Raw genomic sequence first — 15,680 nt, 5'->3', positions numbered from 1 at the left:
ACCCCGAAGGCATGCGCAAGAAAGTGCTCGACGTCGCCGAGGAGGCGTTTCAGGCACGCGGCTATCATGCGTCCAGCATGGGCGACCTGATGGCGACGGCGGGCGTCACCGGTGGTGCGCTGCACCACCATTTCGCGACCAAGAAGGCGCTGGCGCTTGCAGTGATCGAGGAGCGGGTCGCCGCCGCGGTCGAAGAGACATGGATCGCACCGGTGCGGATGGCTCCCTCAGCGCGCGAGGGCGTGCGCTCCGTGTTCGCGGCCGTCGCGGCGGAGCTGGAGCGGCAAGGTTTCGTGCGCGGTTGCCCGCTCAACAACCTGGCGCATGAACTGTCGCTTGCCGATCCGGATTTCCGCATTGCCCTTGCCGGCATTTTTTCGGCCTGGCGCCAGGCGATCGCCGACAAGATCAGCGCCGACCAGCGGGCGGGACGGGAGCTGGGCACTGATCCGCAGCGCTTCGCAGCGCTCGCCGTCGCCAGCTATTCGGGCGCCATGTCGATGGCCAAGACCGCACAGGACGCAAGCGTGCTGCGCGACTGCCTGATGGGGTTGGAGCAGGGAGTTATGTCGTCCAAAACGGGAACGAGGCGACGTAGCAGGATACTGCACAGAGCCCTTTGACGCCGGCAGCACAGTCGCTCACTATGACCGAGGCGGGAGGCCGAACGCTTAATTCGGCAGCGGCTTGATCAACTCGTAGCCGACCACGCTTTCGGCACTGGTGCCCTCGTCATAGCGCCTGGCCACAACTGCCTGCAGATCGGGTGCGTAAAGCGCGGTGAACTCGTCCCGCGTCGCGCCGGCCTCGCTCCTGATCGTCTGCTTGACCGCAAGCACGGCGTATTTGCAATCACCCAGGCTGAACGTCTCCTTGCCCTTGACGTTGATCTCCAGCGTCTCGGTGCCCTTCGGCGGCTTGTTCGGTGCAAGACGGGCAAACACGATCTTGCTCTTGGCCCCCGCCTTCAGTGGGAACACCTTCCTGAGATCGGAAAACGGGATCATCGCCATCTGCCCTGTGCTGCTGTCGCGAAACACTTCGATCAGCCCGCCGAACAGGTACTGCGACTGCGGCGATTGCGACTGGTATTTGTTGGCAACCGCCACCATTCCGCCCGCCGCCGGACGAAATTCGCTGTGGATGCCAGGCCTTTCGAGAACGAAGCCGGCCTTGGCCGATTTGGCGTCGATGCACGCGGAGGCGTGCGCTGCGCTCGTCATCGCCAGGATCGCCATTGTCATGCCGATGGATGCAGTTTTCATGGCGTCCTCCTCTGCCCGCGCAAGTTGAATTCCGAAAGCAATGCCAGACCTGGGAGAACGTGTCGACACACTTTGCGAGCAACTGGACTGCCGGTTCGCGTCGTGCTGAATTTTAGCGCATGATGCATCGCATTTCCGCCCGACCGGTCTCCCGGCGCAGTTTCCTGATGAAGGCAGCGGCCGTTGCCGCGGCCGGCGCCGTTTCGCGCCCGGCCTTCGGCCAGACCGGGCAGCGCATTCCGCCGATCGACGCCACCTTCCTGTTTATCGCTGATGTCCATGCCTGCCGCATGGCGAACGGATTGAGCCCGCACTGCGAGCAGGAGGGCAAGACCGACGCCGCCCTGCTGCGCAATGTCGCCGCGCTCAACGGCGTCGGTGACAGGCAATGGCCGGTTGAAATCAACGGCGTCGCCACCGGTCTGCATTCGACGGGCAATATCGGCACGCCGCTCGGCCTCGTCGTTGGCGGCGACATCACCGATGATGGTGGCGGCCAGATCACCCAGCCCAGCGAAGGCACGCAGCTGCTCCAGTTCAGCCAGCGCTACCAGCAGGGCGTTGGCCCCGACCGCGTGCACATGCCGGTCTATGTCGGCCTCGGCAATCACGACCTCGACCAGAACGGCCCGCGCTCGCATGTCGACTGGTACCGCCGCGAAATGCGCGACTACGTCGAGGTCAATCACCGCCCCGGCGTTTTCTTCAAGCCGCCCGCGCCGGCGACCAACTACGATCTCGAGACCGATTGCTATTCATGGGATTGGGGCGGTCTGCATCTTGTCCAGACGCACCGTTTCGCCGGCGATACCGGCCATGGCGCAGTCAGCAGCCTGCCATGGCTGAAGCAGGACCTGGCGACCTATGCCGGCGACGGCCGCCCGGTCATCCTGTTCCAGCATTATGGTTGGGATACTTTTTCGATCGAAAGATGGGATGCCGCCGAGAAGACCTTCGACGACAACGGCACGGGCCCACCGCATTGGTGGAGCGAAGCCGACAGGCAGGCGCTGCTGGCCGTGCTGAAGGGCTACAATGTCGTCGGCATCTTCCATGGCCATCAGCACGCGACGCCGATGATCTACCACCGTGACGGGCTCGATTTGTTCAAGCCGAAGGCTGCCTTCATGGGCGGCTTCGCGTTGGCGCGGTGACCGGCAGCAGCATGGATGTGGTGCTGGGCGAAGCCGCCGGAGATCATGGCGAGGTCGCCTTCACCAATGCGTACAGCAAAAGTCTGACTTTCTGACGGGAAGGAGAGGGCGCAAAAAAAGGCGGCCGAGCCGCCTTTTTTTCTGGTTTGCGAAGGGCTCGGCGTCAAAGCGCCTTCTTCACCTTGTGCTTCACGTCGCCGTAAGCCTTCTGCATCTTGCCGGTCGCCTTGTCGACGTCGCCTTCGGCCTCGGTGCGCCTGTTGCCGGTGGCCTTGCCGGCGGTCTGCTTGACCGAGCCCTTGGCTTGCTTGGCAACGCCGGCAACCTGATCCTTGTTCACCATCTCGCATCTCCTGAACCGTTCGCCTGGAGAAACGGTTGCGGATCGCTTAGGTTCCGGGTTCTGCCCGTCGATTGGGATAGCTTCCGGCCGCGGAGCCGACAGGATAGGGTGCGCCAGGACGCCCGAACAGACAGGGGCCGGAGGGACAATGGCTGAATTCACGCTCTTCATCGGCAACAAATGTTTTTCGTCGTGGTCGCTGAGGCCGTGGCTGGCGATGAAGTATCTGGAGATCCCGTTCGAGGAAGGTCTTGTGCGCCTGCGCACGCCCGAGACCGCGGCCAATCTGGCCAGGATATCGCCGACAGGCCAGGTGCCGGCGCTGAACCATCGGCTGCCGAATGGCGAGGTCCGGATCGTCTGGGAAACCCTTGCCATCCTTGAATATCTCGCCGAGCTGTTTCCCGGGAAAAAGCTCTGGCCGGCCGACATCGGCGCCCGCGCGCTGGCCCGCTCGGCGGCGACAGAGATGCATTCCGGCTTTCGCGAGGTCCGCTACCGCTGGCCGATGAATTTGCGCCGGCCAAAAGGCCACAAGCCGCTCGACGCCGAAGGTGAGGCACAACGGGCGCGCATCGAGGAGCTATGGCGCGAATGCCGCGAAAAATACGGCAAAGGCGGCCCGTTCCTGTTTGGCCATTTCACCGCGGCCGACGCCATGTACGCGCCGGTCGTCACCCGCTTCGACACCTATGGCGGCACGCTGGCAACCGATACCCGCGCCTATGTCGACGCCGTGCTTTCGATGCCGGCGATGCGCCACTGGTATGCCGAGGCGGCGAAAGAGCCTTGGCCGGAGCCCGGCCCAGACGAATAGAGCCGAGCAAAGCTGGTCTTCCACTTCGCCGCCCGCGGCCTATCTGAAGATCGGGCTGGGGCCTTGGAGACTTCACAATGATATCTGTTCCTTCCGCATTGGCCGGCAAGGTTGCGCTGGTCACCGGCGCATCGTCGGGCATTGGCGAGGCGACCGCTGCGGCTTTGGCCGCCGCCGGGGCCAAGGTGGCGATTGCGGCGCGCCGCGCCGATCGCCTCAAAGCGCTGGCCGCGCGTATAGAAAAGGCCGGCGGCGCGGCGCTCCGCATCGAGGCCGACGTCACCAGCAACGATGATGTCACCGGCATGGTCGACAAGGTTGTCGACGAATGGAGCCGCCTCGACATCCTCGTCAACAATGCCGGCGTGATGCTTCTGTCGCCGGCCGCCGAAGCGGTGCTCGACGACTGGCGCCGCATGGTCGAGCTCAACCTGCTGGCGCTGATGGGGGTCACCAAGGCGGCGCTGCCGCATCTCAGGGCCGCCAAGGGTCACATCGTCAACGTCTCGTCGGTCGCCGGCCGTGTCGCCAATCCGGGGGCCAGCGGCTACGCAGCAACCAAGTTCGGTGTCGTCGGCTTTTCCGAATCGCTGCGCCGCGAAGTCTACGCCGACAAGGTTCGCGTCACCGTCATCGAGCCCGGCCTGGTGCGCACCGAGCTCGGCGACCACATCACCAATCCGGCGTTCAAGGCTGATCTGGACAAGCGGCTCGCCGCCATGGAGGCGCTGACCGCCGAGGACATCGCCGCGGCCATTCTCTACGCCGTGAGCCAGCCGCCGCACGTCAACGTCAACGAGATCGTCATCCGCCCGACCGACCAGGAACGATGAACGGCGTCGGATCTTTTCGCTACGCCTCGAATCCCGCCCGCAGGAAGTCCCCACATTCCTCGACCAGCCGCGACGGGTCCGTCGCGAGGTAGACGCCGAAATCCGCCGTCGGCGCCGGCGGCAGGTTGAAGCGTCCGTTGAGGCTTTGGCAATCGGGCGGCAGCCCCTCCTGCAGCAGAAGCCCGATGCCAAGCCCGGCCCTCAGCGCCGAGATTAGTGTCGCGAAGGTCGACACGCGGCAGCCGATCTTCCAGCCGATCCCGGCCTCGGCGAGCGAAGCCAGCATCCTGTCCTGCCAGGAGCAGGCGCCGTCGAAGATGATCAGCGGCAGGTCGACCTCGTCGTCGATCTCGATCATGCGGCTTGCCGCCCAGACCAGCTGTCGCGACAGATGGCCTCGCGGCGCCATTGTGAAGCGCGCTGGATCGGCCATGACGATGTCGCATCTTCCTTCGCCCAACGCCTTGCTGAGATCGCTGCTGCTGGCCGATGTCAGTTCGATCTCCACGGAAGGATGCCGGCGCCGGAAGTCGGCGATGATCAACGGCAGCCGCGTTACCGCCAAATCCTCGACGATGCCCAGCCGGACACGGCCGACCAGCCTGCGGCCTTCAATCTCACGCCTGGCATCGTCGCCGATCGCGATGGCCTTGCGGGCGAAGGCGAGCAGGATCTCGCCGGCCTCGGTCAGCGTCACGCCCCGCGGCGAGCGGTGCAGCAGCTCCGCGCCGACTTCGCCCTCGAGGCGCTGAAGCTGCATGCTCACCGCCGCCTGGGTGCGGGCAAGCCGATCGGCTGCCCGGCTCACCGTCCCGGTATCGGCCACGGTGACGAAGGCGCGCAGCAGTCTGACGTCGATATCTCCGGTCATAAGAATTCCTGATAGCTGTGTCAGCATTATCAGGCTATCCGAAAGCCAGATCTGAATTCAAGGTCTGCTCGCGCGAACGAAAACAGGAGCAGCCACCTTGTCCTACAGAAGAAGATTTGAGGAGTTCGGTGTCGCCTGGCCGTCGCTCGAGCGGCCCGCTTTGCCGTTCTCGCCGACGGTTCGCGTCGCCGACATCGTCTATGTCTCCGGCCAGATACCCGAGATCGGGTCGGATATCGCCGCAATCGGCCGGGTTGGCGCAGAGATCGATCTGGCTGCTGCGCGCAACGCCGCCCGGCTTTGCGCGGCCAACGTCGTCTATTGGCTGGACAAGGAACTGGACGGCAATCTCGACCGCGTCGTGAAATTCGCCAAGCTGACCGTCTATGTGAATGCGGCGGCCGGCTTTTCGGCCTATTCGGAGGTCGGCAACGGAGCATCCGAATTTCTGCTCCATGTTTTCGGCGGGCGTGGCGAGCACGCCCGCTGCTCGCTCGGCATGGCCGGCTTGCCGGCCAATGTTCCGGTCGAAGCCGACGCTATCGTGCATGTCCGCTGATGCACCCCCAAAGCATGCCCTCGGGCCTAACCCGAGGCTACGCAGTCGAACCAGGAGGAGGCTTGGCTTGATAAGTGCAAATCTTGAGGGACGGAAGGCGCTTGTTCTTGGCGGAGGCAAGGGCCTCGGTTTCGGCGTTGCCGAAGCGCTCGCGACGAAAGGTGCCGAGATCATTCTGGTCGGACGAGGGGAGGCGACCCTGGATGCGGCACGGCGCGCGATCGAGGCCGCCGGCCACATCTGCTCGACCTTCAGCGCCGACCTCTCGGACAACGACAGCGTCTCCCGACTGATCCGTGCCGTCGAGGACGAGCATCAGCGGATCGACATCGTCCTGCTCAATGGCGGCGGCCCGCCGCCCTTCGCGGCCAGCGTCTTCGATGCGAGCGTCTGGGAGAAGCAGTTCACCAGCATGGTGCTGAGCCAGATGCGCATCGCCATTTCTTTCCTGCCAGGCATGCGGGCGCAGCGCTGGGGGCGCATCATCGCCGTTTCTTCGACTTCCGTCCGCGAGCCGATCCGCGGCCTCACCGCTTCGAATGCGCTGCGTGCGTCGCTCGCCGGCTGGGCCAAGACGCTGGCCGGCGAAGTGGCGGCGGACGGCGTCACCGTCAACCTGTTGCTGCCGGGCCGTTTTGCGACGGATCGGACGAAAGAGTTCGACGCCATGGACGCAGCCGACAGGGGTGTCGACGCCGCCGTGATCGCCGCCGAGAGTCAGGCCGAAATCCCGGCAAAGCGTTATGGCACCCCCGCCGAGTTCGGCGCTGTTGCCGCATTCCTGGCCAGCGACGCCGCCTATATTACCGGCGTGGCGTTGCCGGTGGATGGCGGCCTCAGCCGCGGCATGCTGTGAGGAGCACGAGCAGCGGCGGGATGGTCGCATCACACAGGAACGCCCCTCGTGCCTTTTATCTGCGCGGGGGGCGTCCTGTTTGTCGTCCGCCTTTCTCAAGATCGCTCTTTCGAGAAAGGCTTTTCGACACCGAAAAAATGCCCCGGCGCCAAAATGGTTCCCGGCTGGAGCAATTCCAGGACAAGTGTGAACGATTTTCCGTCCGGAATTGCGCAAAAACAAAGAGCTCCAAGTGGTTTTTTGGCAGGCAATAGTCCGGCCCTTGCTGTCGGATTCGCCGGCGCGAGGGTCGCCGCCGCGCGTCTCCACGAGTGTCGCAAATCAAAAAATTTGACACGGCGCGCAAAGAAGTCCTATAAGAACTTTGTCGATGTTTGTTTGACCGACTTTTGTTATCCGCGTGCCAAGGCGCGCCTTTGACGAACTTCCCCATCAAAATCGAGACAAACGTTGTCGTGCATCCGCATGACGACGAACGAATATTTGCCATGGAAAGGGTTCGTTATGAGCACAGGCACAGTTAAATGGTTCAACGCCACCAAGGGTTTTGGTTTTATTCAGCCTGACGACGGTTCTGCCGACGTTTTTGTCCACATCTCAGCCGTCGAGCGCGCCGGAATGCGCGACGTCGTCGAGGGCCAGAAGCTTGGCTACGAGATGGTCCGCGACAACAAGTCGGGCAAGATGTCCGCCGACCAGTTGAAGGCGGCCTAAAACGGAATTCAGCCTCACCGGTGACCACGGATGTACTGGCACCGGTGAATGGCTAATTCCAGCGCATGATCGCGGGGAGGCTAAGTCCCAGTTCATGCGCATGAGAAGAGCGTCTCTTTGCGCGTCTCTCGGGATGCGCAGGCGCTCTCATGGAAGGTCAGGCGGTGCCTGGCCTTTTTCATTTTTGCGCTTCGACCGCCGAAAGAGCGCTGCTCGACGGCCCGGACGTGCTAAGAGGCTGTTTCGAAATTCGCTCTGGCGAGTCATATGGTGGGTTCGAGAACCGGAGCGCAGCGGACATTTGGCCCGTGAGCACCGGAAGCGCGGAAAACGCCATCAAATGGCCGTCAGAGGAGAATTTCCCAGCAATTTGAAACCGGCTGCCGTATTGCTTTGTGCGGGATCCTGGCCGAAGACCAGTCTCGTCACCGTTTGGGCGGCGCGCTCCGAACCGGGAGAAAGACCTTGACCGAACCTTCAAAAAAACCTCGCGACCAGGCCGAATCCATCTTCAGCAAGACGCGGACCCAGTCGATGTCGCTCGACCGCATCAATTCCGAACGGGATGCCGTCAGCCAGGCCCGCGAAGCCAAGACCGCACGGCTGCGCGAACTGCGCCTGGAAAAGGAAGCCGACGACATGGCGGCGGCGGTTGCGCTCGCGGCCTCGCCGAAACGCGCGGGCAAACGCTGATGGCCACCAAACGTGTGCCTCAAAAGGCGATCGCCGCCGATTCGACCATCGCCGATGTCGTGGGCGAACTCGACAAGCCGGTCGAATATGTCCGGCGCGTGCTCGAAAAGCTCGAGCGCTGCCGGCGTGTCCACGGCGATGCCCAGGTGCGGCTCGGCGTGCGCGGCCGCGCCGAATGCCCCAATTATCTGATCGAATACGTCCGGGAAAACGCCAAGACGCACGAGCGCGTGACCTTTCAGGACGCCGCCTACAGCGGCAGCACGCATCGCGAACTGGCCCCCCGGCACATCGAGGAGGCCAGGAACTGGTCGCCCGAAGAAATGAACATCACGGCCGTTTCGGCGCTCATCGGCCGCCTTCGCAATCCGAACGCGCCATCATCGCGTTTCTCTGACGAGGATTGATATGGCAATCAAGTTTTCCGCCAAGGGGCAACCGGCAGCACCTGCTGCCGCCGTGAAGCCGGCCAAGCCGGCCGCCGCGCCAAAAACCGGCGAAGCCGCCCAAGCGGGCACCGATCTGTTCAGGTCGCCGGCCGAAGCGCCGCCGCGCAAGCCGAAGAAGAAATAGCGCCCTTGCAGCAGGATGCCGGCCGGAAATCGGCGCCAAGGCTGCTTGCCTTGGCGGTCGCAGAGGATTTTTCGTCGCCACAAGAGGGCGCCGACCCGGTTGCCTTCGATTGCCAGACCTGTGGCGCCTGCTGCGCCTACTCGTCAAGATGGCCGCGCTTTTCAACCGAGGATGACGCTCAGCTCGACCTTATCCCGCAAAAATACGTGGCTGCCGACGAAGCCGGCATGCGCTGCGACGGCGCGCGCTGTTCGGCACTGCGCGGCGAGGTCGGCAAGTCGACCGCCTGCGGAATCTATGAGATCCGTCCCGACGTCTGCCGCGCGTGCATGCCGGGCGATGACGACTGCCTGATGGCGCGCCGGGCTCACGGACTGCCGACGCTGTAATGACAGCACACGCGCTGGCGTCCCCAGTTTAAATTTCCTCAGTCGGATGATCGAAAGTCGCTGCGGTAGAGGCCGGGCGATCGTCCGGTCAACCGTTTGAATGCCTGCGAGAACGACGGCACCGATTCATATCCGACGGCGCGCCCGATCTCGCCGATGTGCTGGTTCGTTTCGCGCAGAGCCCTGGCGGCAAGGTTCATCCGCCACCGGGTCACATAGGACAGCGGCGGCTGTCCCACCAGTTGAGCGAAGCGACGCGCGAAGGTGGCTCGGGACTGTGCCGCGCCGCTGGCAAGGGAAGCGATGGTCCAGGGATTGCCCGGCCGCTCGTGGATCAGGCGCAAGGCCTGCGCAATGCCTTTGTCGCGCAAGGCGCCAAACCATCCCCCTGTTCCGAGTGGCTGATGTTCGATCCAGGCACGCAACAAGAAGATCAATGTGCTGTCGAGAAGGCGTGGGGCGACAATGTCGTGGCCGCCGAGATTGCCTTTCGCTTCGACCTGTAGAAGTTCCAGGGCAAGCCGCAGCGGCTCGCTGGTGTGGATCTGATTCCGGGTCAAATGAATCAGCGGAGGAAACAGCGAAACCATCGGATATGGCCCGACGCCGTCGAGTGAATATCTCGCACAAAGAAGAGTTGTCGCGCCGCTTTCGCGCTGCCGGCGGCAGGGCCAACGCCGGGAGACCATCCGTGAGCATCGAATTCCTGTTGACGTCGCTGATTGTCGTGGCTTCGCCCGGCACCGGCGTTCTCTATACGCTGAGCGCCGGGCTTTCGCGTGGTGCGCGCGCCAGCATCATTGCCGCTGTCGGCTGCACGCTCGGCATCATCCCGCACATGGCGGCCGCCATCACCGGCCTCGCGGCACTGCTGCACACCAGCGCCGTCGCCTTCGAAACGCTGAAATATCTTGGCGTCGCCTATCTTCTCTACATGGCCTGGAACACGCTGAAGGAGAGGGGCGGCCTGGGCGTCGACGAAGATGTCGCGCCGCGATCCGCCGGCAAAGTGATCGCCTCCGGCATTCTGATGAACATCCTCAATCCGAAGCTGTCGATCTTCTTCTTTGCCTTCCTCCCGCAATTCGTCAGCACCACCGAACCGCATGCGCTGTCGAAGATGCTGGAACTCAGCAGCGTCTTCATGCTGCTCACCTTCTTGGTCTTTGTCGGCTACGGCGTTTTCGCGGCGTCAATCCGCAGCCATGTCGTGTCGCGGCCAAAGGTGCTGACCTGGATGCGCCGTACCTTCGCCGGAGCCTTTGTAATGCTCGGCGCCAAACTGGCGCTGGCGGATCGCTAGCTCTCGCTCTTTTGACGCAATTCCGGACGGGAAACCGTTTTCACACCTTTCCTGGAATTGCTTACCGCTGCGGATCGGCCGGCCCGCCTGCGGTTTCGGAAGCCTCGCCGCCTCCGAAACCGGGCGCAGCGCGAACACCCAGCCGCCAGGCCGACGGGGGGACGCCGATCATCTTCTTGAAGGCACGGCTGAACGCCGCCTCCGACTCGTAGCCGATTTCCGCCGCTATGTTTGCGACGTTAGTGTTGCCGGCGCTGAGCAATTCCGAGGCAATCTGCATCCGCCACTTGGCGAGATAGTGCATCGGCGGCATGCCGACGAGTTTCGTGAAGCGCTCGGCCAGCACGGTGCGCGACAGCGCGGCCTCCTTCGCCAGCGCCTCCACCGTCCAATTGTGCGCCGGCCGGTCATGGATCAGCGCCAGCGCCTTGCTCAGATGCGGATCGCGCAGGCCCGCCAGCCAGCCGGTTTGTTGTGGCGGCAGCGACTCCACATAACGGCGCAGCACGTCGACGAACATCAATTCGCTGAGCTTGGTGAGCACCGTCTCGCTGCCCGCACGCTTTTCCGCGACCTCCGACACCGCCAGCTTGATGAACTGGCCGAGCCAGCCGCCGTCGCCTTTCACGTCTCCGGCCTTGATGACCGGCGGCAGCGCTTCGAGCAGCGGATTGAAGGGCAGCGCATCGCAAGCGAGATAGCCGCATACCAGCCGGGCCGACAGCGATCCGTCCTTGACGTAGTTGATGGGAAACGGTGTCTGGCTGGCGGCGGCGATATCCAGCACATCCGCGGTCGGCGGATCCGCGCGCAGGGCCGGATTGCTCGACATGATATGCGGATCGCTCCTGGTGAAGACCACGACTTCGCCGGCCTCCACGGGTATCGCCTCCTTGCCGATGATGCGGGCGAAGCAGCGGCCGGCCGTGAGCACGTGGTAGGAAATCAGGTGATCCGCGCCCGGCAGTATCCTCGGCAGTATCGAGGCGGGGGAGGGCGAGCAGACCGCCCAGGGGTCCTGGGCCGCGATGTCGAAAAATGTCGCGCCGGTGAGACGCACCTTTTTCAAGAGGTCAGACAGAGCGTCCCCGGCCATTCCATCTATATCCCGTAAGTTGCGCGGCAACCCGGCGCGACATCCCTTTCGAGTTCCGGACGCGCTGTCAAGTAAGGCGGACGCCCCGTCATTCCGTTCATTGCCGGAAGCTTTACACCCGTCGGTGCTGAGCTCTGTCTCAAATCAGCTGCTGAGCGCAGTCGAACTCAAGAAAAATGAGGATCTAAGTCATGACGGTACATAAGGGCGGGTGTTTTTGCGGCGCCGTGGAAATCGAAGTGCACGGAGCAGCCGAGGCGATGGGCTACTGCCATTGCAGTTCCTGCCGTTCGTGGTCGGCGTCTCCCGTGAACGCCTTCACGCTGTGGAAGCCGGAAAACGTCAAGGTCACCAAGGGCGAGGAGTTCCTGTCCGGCTTCGAGAAGTCAAACATGAGCGACCGTCAGTTCTGCACGAAGTGCGGCGGCCATCTGATGACCGATCATCCGCCGCTCGGACTGGTCGACGTCTATGCGGCCACGATACCGACGGTGAAGTTCACGCCGGGGGTTCACGTCAACTACGCCGAGACGGTCCTGCCGATGAAGGACGGATTGCCGAAGCTGAAAGACTTCCCCGCCGAACTCAGGGGCTCGGGCGTGAGCGTGCCGGAGTAACCCGGCAATGACACACGATTTCCAACAGCCACATCTCACGACAGGAGAATACGCATGGGCATCACGACATTTCGCGCCACGCAGGAGCCGATCAAGGATCTTTATCGCAAGGATGCGCGCGCGGCACTTCTTACGCTGAAGGCCAAGGGCAGTGCCGACGACTCCAAGGTCACTTGCAAGGTCGAGACAGGACGTGGGCTCGCGCTGGCGGGCATCCATCCGAAGGCCGGGGGCAGCGGACAGGAGCTTTGTTCCGGCGACATGCTGCTGGAAGCCCTTGTCGCATGCGCCGGCGTCTCGTTGAGGGCCGCGGCCGCCGTTCTCGAAATACCGATCAAGTCGGCCGAAATCTCCGCCGAGGGCGACGTCGATCTTCGCGGCACGCTCGGCGTCACCGAAGGTGTGCCGGTCGGCTTCAAGGAGATCCGCCTGCGGTTCGACATCGAGACCGACGTTGCGCAAGACCGGCTGACTGACCTGCTCGAGCTCACCGATCGCTACTGCGTGATCTTCCAGACGATCCAGCGCAGTCCCAAGACCTTCGTGAAGCTTCACAAAGTCGTGCGGTAACCGCGCCCTGCCCGGAATCCTAAACTTTGGGGATTCCGGGCTGGGCCTGAGCGCGGCCTCACTGAATGCAGCTTGGCTGAATGCAGCTGGTCGCGCCAAGCGTTATCCCTTCACGTAGCCCATTGCGTCGACGATCTGCCCGTCCGCCACGCGCATCAGGTTGACGCCGCGGATGGAATTGCCGTCGGCCATCCAGTAGCGCCAGCGGATCGTCGCCCGGTCGCCGGCGACGAAGGTTTCTTCGATGTCGAAACGCGTGCCGGGTCCGGTCGCGATCGCCGACCACAGTTCGACGCAGGCGCCCTTGCCGATGCGGCGGGCGCCGTCCGGGGCCGGCGTGGTGTTCTCGATCACGCAGTCTTCCGCCACCAGATCGTCGAGCGCCGATGGGTCGTGGCGCTGGAAGACGTCGTTGTAGCGCCGCATGATCTCGGCCGTTTCGGCGGAGCGTTTGGCCGCGGCGATGTCGATGATGAGTTCCTGTGTCATTGCATATTCCTTTCCCTTCGGTGATCAGTAGCGGTTTCGATGAGGCGGGCCGTGAGCGTGATCACGGCGACGCCGGCCAGCGCCCGCGATACGAGGCAGCTCTCCTTGGCCGTCTGCGCCAGCCGCTCGAAATCCCCCGCCGCCAGCCCGGCGACGCTTGCCTCCGTCTCCAGCTCGATACGGGTCAGCGTCGGTCCGGCCGCGGTGGCGCCGAGATGCGCTTTCGCGATCGTGTGGATGCGCGCGGGAGTGTAGCCTTCGCGGCCGAGAATGGCGCTTAGCGCCATCGAGAAGCAGCCGGCATGCGCCGCCGCAATCAATTCCTCCGGGTTGGTGCCGGGACCGTTCTCGAAACGCGACGGGAAGGAGTAGGCACCTTCGAAGACGCCGCTACCTAGTCTCAGCCGACCCGAACCTTCCTTCAACGATCCCTGCCATTGAGCTTCTGCTTCACGAATGGTCATTGCGTCTCTCCTTTTAGTTTGAGGCTCGATCGAATTTTGGGGGTGAACCAGTCAGGCGCCGTCGACGACCACTTTCCCGAAGACGTCGCCTTGCTGGAAATAGCGGTAGGCGTTTTGGGCCTCGTCGAAGGCGAACACCTTGTCGATGACAGGCTTAAGCCGATGCACCGAGATGGCGCGCAGCATGGCTTCGAGGTTGGTGCGATTGCCGACGAACAGCCGGCTGATGGTGGCGAGGCTGCGCTGGTAGATCGGGCCGGGGATCTGCACCGTCCCGCCTTTCGCATCCTGTATGGTGAGAAGCACGATGCGCCCGTAAAGCGCGCAGGCGATCATCGATTGCGCGAAGGTCGGCGGGCCGCCGGTCTCGACGACGAGGTCGATGCCGCCGGTCTGCTCGCGCACCGCAGCACCCCATTCCGGCATGCCGGCTGTCGAGACGACGAGGTCGGCGCCCAGCGCCCGCATCCGGTCCAGCTTCTCGCTGCGCGAACTGACGGCCACGACCCGGCAGCCGAGCAGCTTGGCGAATTGCAGCGCAAACAGCGCGACGCCACCTGAACCGATGACAAGAACCCATTGGCCGGGCTTCGGCATCTCGGCCGCCGTCACCGCATTCCAGGCGGTCAGGCCGGCGCAGGTCAGCGTCGCCGCTTGATGCCAGTCGAGATGATCGGGAAGCCGCACCGCCCATTGCTCATCGAGCACCGCGTATTCGGTCAGCATCCCGTCCAGCGTGCAACCGAGCTGGTCGATCAGCCCGGCATTGATGCGGCCGTCGGTCCAGCGCGCAAAATAGCTGCCGGTGATGCGGTCGCCGACGGCGAAGCGGGTGACGGAATCGCCGACGGCAACGACTTCGCCGGCACCGTCGCTCAGCGGGATAACGCCCTGGCGTGGCGCCAGTGGATAGTTGCCGTTGAGGATCATCGTGTCGCGGCGGTTGAGCGAAGCGGCGCGCACACGCACGGCGATCTCGTGTTGCTTCGGCGCCGGCTGCGCCTCGTCGCGCCTCACCAGGCGTTCGATTCCGCCGGTTCCTTCAAGGCGATAACTATGCATATCGGCCTTCTCTTTCGAATATGTAGACTGATCTACATATTATGTAGATCGATTGCTATATTCGAGGCAAGGCCTATAGTGTTCACTCCTGACAGAGGTTGGCATGGCGAACGACACCCGCACCCGCATGATCGAGACGACGGCGCGGCTGCTGAGGCAGCGCGGCTACCACGGCACGTCGCTCAACGACATCTTGAGCGCCTCAGGCGCACCGAGAGGCTCGCTCTACTTTCACTTTCCGGGCGGCAAGGACCAATTGGTCATCGAGGTGACGCGCGACAGCGTCGCCGATGTCACGCAGAGGCTGGACGCCGCGCTCGCCGCCGAAAAGGACCCGGCGGTGGCTGTCCACCACATCTACCAGTCGGTCGCGCGCATGCTGGAAGACAACCAGTTCACGCTCGGTTGCCCGATCGCGCCCGTGGTGCTGGACTCGCCGGCAGACGTGCCGGAACTGGCCGAATTGTGCCGCTCGGCTTTCGAGCAGTGGATAGGCTTGCTCAGGGCCGCCTTCGTCAGGGCAGGGGTGCCCGAGCGCCGCGCGCACGCGCTCGCATTGCTGGTCGAATCATCGCTGGAAGGGCTGATGGTGATCGCACGCGCCACCCACGACCGTGCCCCTGTGCTGGCAGTAGCCGATGAAGTCGCGGCGCTGATTGAGGGTGCTTTGCCTGCCAAATCTCACCCTCGGCGGATTGACGCCGCCGTCTGAGCGGGCAAACCGCTAAGCAAAGCAAACAAAAAGGGCGACCTCTCGGCCGCCCTTTCCGTATCTGAAGGTAGATGGGCTGGACTGGAAATCCATGCCGCCACTCAAGCCCGCTTGCGGGCTTGAGCAACGTGAGTTCATGGCGTGCTTTATGGACTTCTTAGAAGTCCATGCCGCCACTCAAGCCCGCTTGCGGGCTTGAGCAACGTGAGTTCATGGGCGTGCTTTATGGACTTCTTAGAAGTCCATGCCGCCACTCAAGCCCGCTTGCGGGCTTGAGCAACGTGAGTTCATGGGCGTGCT

23 protein-coding genes and 1 pseudogene are annotated in these 15,680 nt (G+C 63.5%); 16 read left to right on the top strand and 8 right to left on the bottom strand.

Translation table 11 applies throughout. The annotated features are described in order from the left end of the window. Nucleotides 1-11 precede the first annotated feature (11 nt). Complete coding sequence (locus NKH42_RS28345) at nucleotides 12-623, top strand: LmrA/YxaF family transcription factor (RefSeq protein ID WP_352508864.1); 612 nt, start codon at nucleotides 12-14, stop codon at nucleotides 621-623. Between the two features lie 48 nt (nucleotides 624-671). Here the strand turns inward: NKH42_RS28345 and NKH42_RS28340 are convergent, their stop codons facing one another. Further along, nucleotides 672-1,265, bottom strand: a complete 594-nt coding sequence (locus NKH42_RS28340) for a hypothetical protein (RefSeq protein WP_352508863.1) — start codon at nucleotides 1,263-1,265, stop codon at nucleotides 672-674. Nucleotides 1,266-1,384: 119 nt separating this feature from the next. Here NKH42_RS28340 and NKH42_RS28335 point away from each other — a divergent pair. After that, nucleotides 1,385-2,514: pseudogene (locus tag NKH42_RS28335) on the top strand (metallophosphoesterase). A 68-nt stretch (nucleotides 2,515-2,582) separates the two neighbouring features. On the opposite strand, the gene NKH42_RS28330 reads toward NKH42_RS28335, so the two are convergent. Beyond that, nucleotides 2,583-2,762, bottom strand: coding sequence for a CsbD family protein (locus NKH42_RS28330; RefSeq protein ID WP_352479307.1), 180 nt, complete (start codon nucleotides 2,760-2,762; stop codon nucleotides 2,583-2,585). A gap of 148 nt (nucleotides 2,763-2,910) precedes the next feature. Between NKH42_RS28330 and NKH42_RS28325 the strand changes: the two genes are divergently transcribed. Both NKH42_RS28325 and NKH42_RS28320 read left to right on the top strand, forming a co-directional pair. Further along, entirely contained in the window at nucleotides 2,911-3,579 is a 669-nt protein-coding gene (locus NKH42_RS28325) for a glutathione S-transferase family protein (RefSeq protein WP_352753254.1), read from the top strand. Between the two features lie 77 nt (nucleotides 3,580-3,656). Next, nucleotides 3,657-4,412 carry an SDR family NAD(P)-dependent oxidoreductase gene (locus NKH42_RS28320; RefSeq protein ID WP_352753252.1) on the top strand — a complete coding sequence of 252 codons (756 nt, stop codon included), beginning with the start codon at nucleotides 3,657-3,659 and terminating at the stop codon, nucleotides 4,410-4,412. 19 nt (nucleotides 4,413-4,431) lie between these two features. On the opposite strand, the gene NKH42_RS28315 is transcribed toward NKH42_RS28320, so the two are convergent. Further along, the gene (locus NKH42_RS28315) at nucleotides 4,432-5,283 is read right to left on the bottom strand and encodes a LysR family transcriptional regulator (protein WP_352508859.1); all 852 of its coding nucleotides are present in this window, start codon (nucleotides 5,281-5,283) and stop codon (nucleotides 4,432-4,434) included. A gap of 97 nt (nucleotides 5,284-5,380) precedes the next feature. Here NKH42_RS28315 and NKH42_RS28310 point away from each other — a divergent pair, with 97 nt between their 5' ends. From NKH42_RS28310 to NKH42_RS28275, 8 genes are all read left to right on the top strand, one after another. Then, the gene (locus NKH42_RS28310) at nucleotides 5,381-5,842 is read left to right on the top strand and encodes a RidA family protein (protein WP_352508858.1); all 462 of its coding nucleotides are present in this window, start codon (nucleotides 5,381-5,383) and stop codon (nucleotides 5,840-5,842) included. A gap of 67 nt (nucleotides 5,843-5,909) precedes the next feature. After that, entirely contained in the window at nucleotides 5,910-6,698 is a 789-nt protein-coding gene (locus NKH42_RS28305) for an SDR family oxidoreductase (RefSeq protein ID WP_352690699.1), read from the top strand. Between the two features lie 48 nt (nucleotides 6,699-6,746). Next, nucleotides 6,747-7,118, top strand: coding sequence for a hypothetical protein (locus tag NKH42_RS28300; protein WP_352508856.1), 372 nt, complete (start codon nucleotides 6,747-6,749; stop codon nucleotides 7,116-7,118). Nucleotides 7,119-7,202: 84 nt separating this feature from the next. Next, nucleotides 7,203-7,412, top strand: a complete 210-nt coding sequence (locus tag NKH42_RS28295; protein ID WP_352974677.1) for a cold-shock protein — start codon at nucleotides 7,203-7,205, stop codon at nucleotides 7,410-7,412. 465 nt (nucleotides 7,413-7,877) lie between these two features. Continuing rightward, nucleotides 7,878-8,105 carry a hypothetical protein gene (locus NKH42_RS28290; protein ID WP_352508855.1) on the top strand — a complete coding sequence of 76 codons (228 nt, stop codon included), beginning with the start codon at nucleotides 7,878-7,880 and terminating at the stop codon, nucleotides 8,103-8,105. Next, nucleotides 8,105-8,512, top strand: a complete 408-nt coding sequence (locus NKH42_RS28285; RefSeq protein WP_254820653.1) for a hypothetical protein — start codon at nucleotides 8,105-8,107, stop codon at nucleotides 8,510-8,512. The genes NKH42_RS28290 and NKH42_RS28285 overlap by 1 nt, the downstream gene beginning before the upstream one ends. Before the next feature lies 1 nt (nucleotide 8,513). Further along, on the top strand, nucleotides 8,514-8,678 hold the full coding sequence (locus NKH42_RS28280) for a hypothetical protein (RefSeq protein WP_352508854.1): 165 nt from the start codon (nucleotides 8,514-8,516) through the stop codon (nucleotides 8,676-8,678). A gap of 50 nt (nucleotides 8,679-8,728) precedes the next feature. Further along, nucleotides 8,729-9,067: a YkgJ family cysteine cluster protein gene (locus tag NKH42_RS28275; RefSeq protein ID WP_352508882.1), complete on the top strand. Its 339-nt coding sequence runs from the start codon at nucleotides 8,729-8,731 to the stop codon at nucleotides 9,065-9,067. A gap of 38 nt (nucleotides 9,068-9,105) precedes the next feature. Here NKH42_RS28275 and NKH42_RS31330 read toward each other — a convergent pair whose 3' ends face one another. Then, nucleotides 9,106-9,756: an AraC family transcriptional regulator gene (locus NKH42_RS31330; protein ID WP_502906433.1), complete on the bottom strand. Its 651-nt coding sequence runs from the start codon at nucleotides 9,754-9,756 to the stop codon at nucleotides 9,106-9,108. A gap of 2 nt (nucleotides 9,757-9,758) precedes the next feature. On the opposite strand from NKH42_RS31330, the gene NKH42_RS28260 reads away from it, so the two are divergent. Beyond that, nucleotides 9,759-10,370: a LysE family translocator gene (locus NKH42_RS28260; protein WP_352508852.1), complete on the top strand. Its 612-nt coding sequence runs from the start codon at nucleotides 9,759-9,761 to the stop codon at nucleotides 10,368-10,370. A gap of 61 nt (nucleotides 10,371-10,431) precedes the next feature. Here the strand turns inward: NKH42_RS28260 and NKH42_RS28255 are convergent, their stop codons facing one another. Next, nucleotides 10,432-11,466 carry an AraC family transcriptional regulator gene (locus NKH42_RS28255; protein WP_352508851.1) on the bottom strand — a complete coding sequence of 345 codons (1,035 nt, stop codon included), beginning with the start codon at nucleotides 11,464-11,466 and terminating at the stop codon, nucleotides 10,432-10,434. 191 nt (nucleotides 11,467-11,657) lie between these two features. On the opposite strand from NKH42_RS28255, the gene NKH42_RS28250 reads away from it, so the two are divergent. Together NKH42_RS28250 and NKH42_RS28245 are read left to right on the top strand one after the other, a co-directional pair. Beyond that, nucleotides 11,658-12,083: a GFA family protein gene (locus NKH42_RS28250; RefSeq protein WP_352690700.1), complete on the top strand. Its 426-nt coding sequence runs from the start codon at nucleotides 11,658-11,660 to the stop codon at nucleotides 12,081-12,083. A 54-nt stretch (nucleotides 12,084-12,137) separates the two neighbouring features. Further along, entirely contained in the window at nucleotides 12,138-12,653 is a 516-nt protein-coding gene (locus NKH42_RS28245) for an OsmC family protein (protein WP_352508850.1), read from the top strand. A 102-nt stretch (nucleotides 12,654-12,755) separates the two neighbouring features. Here the strand turns inward: NKH42_RS28245 and NKH42_RS28240 are convergent, their stop codons facing one another. The 3 genes from NKH42_RS28240 to NKH42_RS28230 are packed head-to-tail and all read right to left on the bottom strand — an operon-like array spanning nucleotide 12,756 to nucleotide 14,668. Continuing rightward, complete coding sequence (locus tag NKH42_RS28240) at nucleotides 12,756-13,142, bottom strand: nuclear transport factor 2 family protein (RefSeq protein WP_352508849.1); 387 nt, start codon at nucleotides 13,140-13,142, stop codon at nucleotides 12,756-12,758. After that, nucleotides 13,139-13,606 (bottom strand): OsmC family protein, encoded by a 468-nt coding sequence (locus tag NKH42_RS28235; RefSeq protein ID WP_352508848.1) that lies wholly within the window; start codon nucleotides 13,604-13,606, stop codon nucleotides 13,139-13,141. The genes NKH42_RS28240 and NKH42_RS28235 overlap by 4 nt, the downstream gene beginning before the upstream one ends. A 51-nt stretch (nucleotides 13,607-13,657) precedes the next feature. Further along, on the bottom strand, nucleotides 13,658-14,668 hold the full coding sequence (locus NKH42_RS28230) for a zinc-dependent alcohol dehydrogenase family protein (protein ID WP_352508847.1): 1,011 nt from the start codon (nucleotides 14,666-14,668) through the stop codon (nucleotides 13,658-13,660). A gap of 103 nt (nucleotides 14,669-14,771) precedes the next feature. On the opposite strand from NKH42_RS28230, the gene NKH42_RS28225 reads away from it, so the two are divergent. Next, nucleotides 14,772-15,380, top strand: coding sequence for a TetR/AcrR family transcriptional regulator (locus NKH42_RS28225; RefSeq protein ID WP_352508846.1), 609 nt, complete (start codon nucleotides 14,772-14,774; stop codon nucleotides 15,378-15,380). Nucleotides 15,381-15,680 lie beyond the last annotated feature (300 nt).

Origin of the sequence: Mesorhizobium sp. M1142, from assembly GCF_040318565.1 — a bacterium.
In the GTDB taxonomy this organism is placed as follows: domain Bacteria; phylum Pseudomonadota; class Alphaproteobacteria; order Rhizobiales; family Rhizobiaceae; genus Mesorhizobium.
This window is presented reverse-complemented; position numbering and strand designations above follow the sequence as displayed.

What these genes read in the sequence shown, in the direction of transcription:
- NKH42_RS28315 (WP_352508859.1), bottom strand. Translation starts at nt 5,283, where the DNA reads ATGACCGGAGATATCGACGTCAGACTGCTGCGCGCCTTCGTCACCGTG.
- NKH42_RS28250 (WP_352690700.1), top strand. Translation starts at nt 11,658, where the DNA reads ATGACGGTACATAAGGGCGGGTGTTTTTGCGGCGCCGTGGAAATCGAA.
- NKH42_RS28255 (WP_352508851.1), bottom strand. Translation starts at nt 11,466, where the DNA reads ATGGCCGGGGACGCTCTGTCTGACCTCTTGAAAAAGGTGCGTCTCACC.
- NKH42_RS28235 (WP_352508848.1), bottom strand. Translation starts at nt 13,606, where the DNA reads ATGACCATTCGTGAAGCAGAAGCTCAATGGCAGGGATCGTTGAAGGAA.
- NKH42_RS28280 (WP_352508854.1), top strand. Translation starts at nt 8,514, where the DNA reads ATGGCAATCAAGTTTTCCGCCAAGGGGCAACCGGCAGCACCTGCTGCC.
- NKH42_RS31330 (WP_502906433.1), bottom strand. Translation starts at nt 9,756, where the DNA reads ATGGTCTCCCGGCGTTGGCCCTGCCGCCGGCAGCGCGAAAGCGGCGCG.
- NKH42_RS28285 (WP_254820653.1), top strand. Translation starts at nt 8,105, where the DNA reads ATGGCCACCAAACGTGTGCCTCAAAAGGCGATCGCCGCCGATTCGACC.
- NKH42_RS28225 (WP_352508846.1), top strand. Translation starts at nt 14,772, where the DNA reads ATGGCGAACGACACCCGCACCCGCATGATCGAGACGACGGCGCGGCTG.
- NKH42_RS28325 (WP_352753254.1), top strand. Translation starts at nt 2,911, where the DNA reads ATGGCTGAATTCACGCTCTTCATCGGCAACAAATGTTTTTCGTCGTGG.
- NKH42_RS28245 (WP_352508850.1), top strand. Translation starts at nt 12,138, where the DNA reads ATGGGCATCACGACATTTCGCGCCACGCAGGAGCCGATCAAGGATCTT.
- NKH42_RS28330 (WP_352479307.1), bottom strand. Translation starts at nt 2,762, where the DNA reads ATGGTGAACAAGGATCAGGTTGCCGGCGTTGCCAAGCAAGCCAAGGGC.
- NKH42_RS28340 (WP_352508863.1), bottom strand. Translation starts at nt 1,265, where the DNA reads ATGAAAACTGCATCCATCGGCATGACAATGGCGATCCTGGCGATGACG.
- NKH42_RS28230 (WP_352508847.1), bottom strand. Translation starts at nt 14,668, where the DNA reads ATGCATAGTTATCGCCTTGAAGGAACCGGCGGAATCGAACGCCTGGTG.
- NKH42_RS28320 (WP_352753252.1), top strand. Translation starts at nt 3,657, where the DNA reads ATGATATCTGTTCCTTCCGCATTGGCCGGCAAGGTTGCGCTGGTCACC.
- NKH42_RS28295 (WP_352974677.1), top strand. Translation starts at nt 7,203, where the DNA reads ATGAGCACAGGCACAGTTAAATGGTTCAACGCCACCAAGGGTTTTGGT.
- NKH42_RS28240 (WP_352508849.1), bottom strand. Translation starts at nt 13,142, where the DNA reads ATGACACAGGAACTCATCATCGACATCGCCGCGGCCAAACGCTCCGCC.
- NKH42_RS28345 (WP_352508864.1), top strand. Translation starts at nt 12, where the DNA reads ATGCGCAAGAAAGTGCTCGACGTCGCCGAGGAGGCGTTTCAGGCACGC.